Raw genomic sequence first — 5,331 nt, 5'->3', positions numbered from 1 at the left:
CTCCAGACGTACCAATATGTCGTCAGTGGTGTGCAAATTCGCGGATGGGGTCTGAGAGTACGAAATCCTGAGGGGTCAGCTTTGGGCCATTCTCTGCCGGTCATGTCCGCGAAACGTGCTGGTCAAATCCGTTGCAAATGACTGGTCAGGCCGAATGTAAATGGGTGGGCAAGTCTGTGCAATTACTCAGAGAACGCGCCAAGGGCTTTGGGGGCATTCGGCGAAATGATTTGTTACCTGGGTACCATTTTTCACCCATTTGGGGCGCACTGGGCCATTTCGTAGCGCACGGTGAGTACCACGCTGATCTATAGATCAGCATCTCTTGAGTCGAAAATCCTTTCCAATTAAGCGCTTGAAGCAGTGCTACGCAGCCTGGCACGGTTTCTGCTGTTTTGAATCCATGGATAATTGGATACAAAACTGCAAAGGGTGACTTTATGCAATTCGCTCCCGCTTACATTGAGCGTCAGCCCCTGACTGCCGAGGAGGAGGCTTACAACTTTCTGCTGGAAGCGATCTGTGGCGGTCGTTACCGCAAAGGCGACCGGTTGATCGCCGAGGACATCGCCACTGAGATCGGCATGAGCCGCATGCCGGTGCGCGAAGCCTTCCGACGCCTCGATGCTCAAGGCCTGGTGACCTTGCGGCCTAACCGCGGGGCGATAGTCAGCGGCCTGAACATCGACGAACTGCACGAAGTCTTCGAGATGCGCAGTGCCCTCGAGGGCCTGGCCATCCGCGTCGCCGTAGCCAAGATCGGTGAGCGTCAGCTGGCGGCTCTGGAACGCATGCTGGACGAGATGGATGACTACCGCGACGAAAGCGCGGAATGGGTCAGCCGTCATCGGGCTTTCCATGAATACCTGTGCAGCCTCAGCGGCCGTCCGCGTTTGATGAAGCAAATCTCGGCCCTGTACTCGTTGATCGAGGCGCCCATGCGCCTGTGGCTGCAACACGGTGAAAAGCCCTTGAGTGCCCGCCAGGAACACGCGGTGATCCTTGATGCCATTCGCTCAGGCGATGCCGACCAGGCCGAGTCGGTGGTGCGTCAGCACATCGAGGGCACAGTGCCGGCGCTGATTCAGTTCCTGCAATCGGAAAAATAGAATCGGGCTCGAGCCCGACCGTGTGTTGACTTTGAGTACTGCCCCGTTACTAAACAACTGGAGTGTCTGGTCATGCATAAACGCCGTGTGTTGCTTGCTGCTGTATCCCTGGGACTCTGCGCACAGTGGGCGTTCGCCACGCCCCAAGTGCCGGAACGACTGCAAAAGGCCGAAAAACTCACGTATTGCTCGGGCATGGACTCGCCACCCTTGGTGTCTTTCGATGAGGCGCAAAAACCCAGGGGCCTGACTGTCGATCTGGGGCTGGAAATCGCCAAACGGCTGGGAGACAAACCGGTGCAATGGCGGGTCATTCCATTCTCCGGGTTGCTGCCGGCATTGCTCGCCCAGCAGTGCGACATGATCGTTGATCAGCTGTTCGACAAGCCCGAACGCCGGGAAGTGATCGACATCGTCAACTACATGTATTCCAGCCAGTCAGTGGTCGTTCCCAAAGGCAATCCCAAGGGCATCAAAACCCTGGATGGACTGTCTGGGCACAAGGTGGCAGTGCTCAATGGCTCCACGATCAAAACCTTGTTGGACGCCGAGAATGAAAAGCTCACCAAGGCTGGCAAGACACCGATGAAACTGGTGGTTTACAACAGTGACACTGACGCCTTCCAGGCGCTGCGTATCAGTCAGGTGGACGCTTACGGCACCACCGTAGAAACAGCAGGTTACTACGCCGCAATGGCGCCTGATTTATTCGAGGAGGGGGTGCCAGCCTTCAGCCGGATTCTCACGGGTTTAGGGACCCRCAAGGATGATTCCCAGCTCACCACCGCAGTACAGCAGATCATCAGTGACATGCGCAGTGACGGCAGTTATGTGCAGTTGTTGAGCAAATGGCATGTTTCCAGCGACACACTCGACTGAGGCGAGCGCTCGATGAATTTCAATTGGGATGTGTTCTGGCAATACCTTTTGCAGCCCAGCGGGGTGTACCTCACTGGGCTCTGGTTGACCTGCCTGATCAGTGTGCTGGCAATGGTGTTGGGCTGCGTGCTTGGGCTGGCAGCGGCGCTGATGCGTCTGTCGCGCAACCCGTTGCTCAACCTGCCGGTACGGTTCTATGTGTGGCTGATGCGCGGCACTCCGCTGTTGGTGCAAATCGTTTTTCTCTATACCGCATTGGCGGCCGGCGGCATCTTCCGTTTCGAGGACGTGGAACTGTTTGGTTTGGTGGTGCCGGGCAATATTCAGGCAGCGATCATCGCCCTGGGCCTGAACGAAGGTGCCTACATGGCCGAGATCATTCGTGCCGGGATCGGCGCTGTCGACAAGGGACAGTATGAGGCTGGGCGTTCGCTGGGCATGACCTTCGCCAAACTGATGCGGCGTATCGTTTTGCCTCAGGCGTTCCGGGTCATCGTTCCGCCGTTGGGCAACGAATTCAACGTGATGCTCAAGAATACGACGCTGGTCAGCGTGATTGGCGTGCAGGAGTTGCTGCTGAGTACGCAAATGGTCACGTCGGCGACATTCCGGGTATTTGAACTGTACCTGGTGGTGGCGATTTATTTCCTGCTGCTGACCACCCTCTGGGGCTTCTTCCAGCGTTGGCTGGAAGCGCGTTTCGGACAGTCCGATCGACCCGCACCGCCAGCGGCCGGCAGTCGCATGTTTGGCCGCGGCACGCTCAAATTGCTGAGAGGGCGTTAAGCATGGCGCACAAAAGTGAAGAACTGATTATCGAGGCCCTGGACATTCATAAGTCTTTTGGCGACCTGGAGATTCTCAAGGGGATTTCCTTGCAGGTGCGGCGCGGTGAAGTGGTGGTGTTGATCGGTGCATCGGGTTCAGGCAAGACCACCTTCATTCGCTGCATTAATCTGCTGGAGGACATTCAAGGCGGGCGCATACGCGTCAACGGTCGCTCCATGKGGTATCGCGAGCGCGCCGACGGCAGCCTGGTGCGCGACTCCGAGCGCAACATCGCTCGCCAGCGTCGGGACATCGGCATGGTCTTTCAACGTTTCAATCTGTTCCCCCACATGACCGCGCTGGAAAACATCATTGAGGCACCGATCCAGGTGCTCGGCGTGCCACGCGCCGAAGCGTTGGAACAGGCCCGGGCCTTGCTCGCCCGGGTCGGCCTGGCGGACAAGGCCATGCATTACCCGTCGATGTTGTCCGGTGGACAGCAGCAGCGCGTGGCAATCGCCCGGGCGTTGGCGATGAAACCTCAAGCCATGCTGTTCGACGAGCCCACCAGCGCCCTGGATCCGGAAACCGTCGGCGAGGTCCTGCAGGTGATGAAGCAGTTGGCCGATGACGGCATGACCATGGTAGTGGTCACCCATGAAATGGGTTTTGCCCGGGAAGTCGCTGATCGCGTGGTGGTTCTCGATCAGGGCGAACTGATTGAGCAGGGTCCGCCGGAGCAGATCTTCAGTCGACCGACACACCCGCGAACTCGGGCCTTTCTCAGCCGCGTGCTGTGACCTTCTCAGTCAGGGTTTTTTACCCGGCAATGGAACCGGATACCTGCGGCCATTGAATCTTTGTTTGGAAGAGCTTTTGCCATGTTGAAATTTTCTGCCCACGAATATCCCTATCCGTCGCAACGCCAGAGTGTGTTTGCCCGCCGTGGCATGGTCGCGGCTTCACAGCCACTGGCCGCCGAGGCCGGCATCGAAATCATGCGCAACGGCGGCAATGCCATTGATGCCGCGATCGCTACAGCGGCGGCGCTAACGGTAGTTGAACCCACCGGCTGCGGCTTGGGCGGCGACGCCTTTGCTCTGGTCTGGAGCAAAGGCCAATTGCACGGACTGAACGGCAACGGCCAAGCGCCGGCGGCACTGACGATCGATGCAGTCAAGGCGTGTGGTCACGAGCGGATGCCGCTTTATGGCTGGACGCCGGTCACGGTGCCCGGTTGTCCTTCGGCCTGGGCGGAGTTGTCCAGACGGTTCGGCAAGCTGCCCTTTGCCGAGTTGCTGCAGCCCGCGATCAGTCTGGCCCGGGAGGGCTTCCCAGTGTCGCCGGTGGTCGCCCGACAATGGCAGACTGCTCTGGATGAATTCAGCCCCCATCGAGACCCGGTGCTAGACGCCTGGTTCGACACGTTCCTGATTGATGGCCGTGCGCCAAAGGCCGGTGAATTATTCCGCAACCCGGCGCAAGCCCGAACGCTGGAAGAACTGGCGGACAGCGCTTGCGAAAGCCTCTATCGCGGTGCTCTGGCTCAGCGTCTGGATGCCCATTCCCGTGCCACCGGCGGCTACCTGCGAGCCAGCGACCTGCAGGACTATCGCGCCCAATGGGTGGACCCGATCAGCATCAATTACCGCGGCTACGATGTGTGGGAAATCCCTCCAAGCGGGCAAGGATTGGTGGCCCTGATGACCCTGAAAATCCTTCAGGGTTTCGACTTCGATCACCGAGACAGCCAGCAGACCTGGCATCGTCAATTGGAAGCCATGAAGCTGGCCTACAGCGATGGCCTGCATTACATCACCGATCCGCTGCACATGCGTGTGGCGGTGGCTGATCTTCTCAGCGACACCTATAGCAGCCAACGCCGTGAACAGATCGTTGATCAGGCTCAGCAACCTGATCCCGGCGATCCTCACGCCAGCGGTACGGTGTACCTGGCCACGGCAGATGCRCAGGGCAATATGGTGTCCTTCATCCAGAGTAACTACCACGGCTTCGGTTCTGGCGTGGTGCTGCCAGACAGCGGCATCGCCTTGCAGAACCGTGGGCAGGAATTCAGTCTCGACCCTGACCACGCCAACTGCCTGGCACCGGGCAAAAAGACCTTCCACACCATCATTCCTGGCTTCATCAGTAAAGGTGACGCGCCGGTGGGACCGTTCGGCGTCATGGGTGGCTACATGCAGCCCCAAGGCCATGTGCAGATGGTCATGARCCTGGTGGATTTTGGTCTCAATCCTCAAGCTGCGCTGGACGCACCGCGATGGCAATGGCTGGGAGGCATGAAAGTCGGCATCGAGCAGGGGGCGTCGAGGGACTTGGCCGCTTCGCTGGCCCGGCGCGGACATAAGGTTCAGGTCGATTGCGACCTGATCAACTATGGCCGAGGGCAGATCATCATCCGCGACCCGGACACCGGTGTGTTGTGCGGCGGCACCGAGCCGCGGGCCGATTCCCATATTGCTGTGTGGTAACGGGTAGCTGAAAACAAACGAAGACGACTCGGTCTCTTCTGCGTGAGAAATACGCTGTGCATCCGTGCGCGGAACTGATGCAC

At 58.9% G+C, this 5,331-nt stretch carries 5 protein-coding genes; all 5 read left to right on the top strand.

All coding sequences use genetic code 11. The annotated features are described in order from the left end of the window. Nucleotides 1-440: 440 nt before the first annotated feature. The 5 genes from AC1DLB_RS20265 to AC1DLB_RS20245 all read left to right on the top strand — a co-directional run bounded on the left by AC1DLB_RS20265 (nucleotide 441) and on the right by AC1DLB_RS20245 (nucleotide 5,248). Nucleotides 441-1,109: a GntR family transcriptional regulator gene (locus tag AC1DLB_RS20265; protein ID WP_018930317.1), complete on the top strand. Its 669-nt coding sequence runs from the start codon at nucleotides 441-443 to the stop codon at nucleotides 1,107-1,109. A gap of 72 nt (nucleotides 1,110-1,181) precedes the next feature. Then, the gene (locus AC1DLB_RS20260) at nucleotides 1,182-1,988 is read left to right on the top strand and encodes an ABC transporter substrate-binding protein (RefSeq protein WP_477785526.1); all 807 of its coding nucleotides are present in this window, start codon (nucleotides 1,182-1,184) and stop codon (nucleotides 1,986-1,988) included. A 12-nt stretch (nucleotides 1,989-2,000) separates the two neighbouring features. Next, nucleotides 2,001-2,774, top strand: a complete 774-nt coding sequence (locus tag AC1DLB_RS20255; RefSeq protein ID WP_086946256.1) for an amino acid ABC transporter permease — start codon at nucleotides 2,001-2,003, stop codon at nucleotides 2,772-2,774. Between the two features lie 2 nt (nucleotides 2,775-2,776). Next, on the top strand, nucleotides 2,777-3,556 hold the full coding sequence (locus AC1DLB_RS20250; protein ID WP_477785525.1) for an amino acid ABC transporter ATP-binding protein: 780 nt from the start codon (nucleotides 2,777-2,779) through the stop codon (nucleotides 3,554-3,556). Nucleotides 3,557-3,637: 81 nt separating this feature from the next. Beyond that, nucleotides 3,638-5,248, top strand: a complete 1,611-nt coding sequence (locus AC1DLB_RS20245) for a gamma-glutamyltransferase family protein (protein ID WP_477785524.1) — start codon at nucleotides 3,638-3,640, stop codon at nucleotides 5,246-5,248. Nucleotides 5,249-5,331: the final 83 nt, after the last annotated feature.

Source organism: Pseudomonas sp. 05N434 (assembly GCF_056396965.1).
The sequence above is the reverse complement of the archived record's forward strand: the minus strand, read 5'-3'. Positions and strand labels throughout refer to the sequence as shown.

What these genes read in the sequence shown, in the direction of transcription:
- AC1DLB_RS20255 (WP_086946256.1), top strand. Translation starts at nt 2,001, where the DNA reads ATGAATTTCAATTGGGATGTGTTCTGGCAATACCTTTTGCAGCCCAGC.
- AC1DLB_RS20265 (WP_018930317.1), top strand. Translation starts at nt 441, where the DNA reads ATGCAATTCGCTCCCGCTTACATTGAGCGTCAGCCCCTGACTGCCGAG.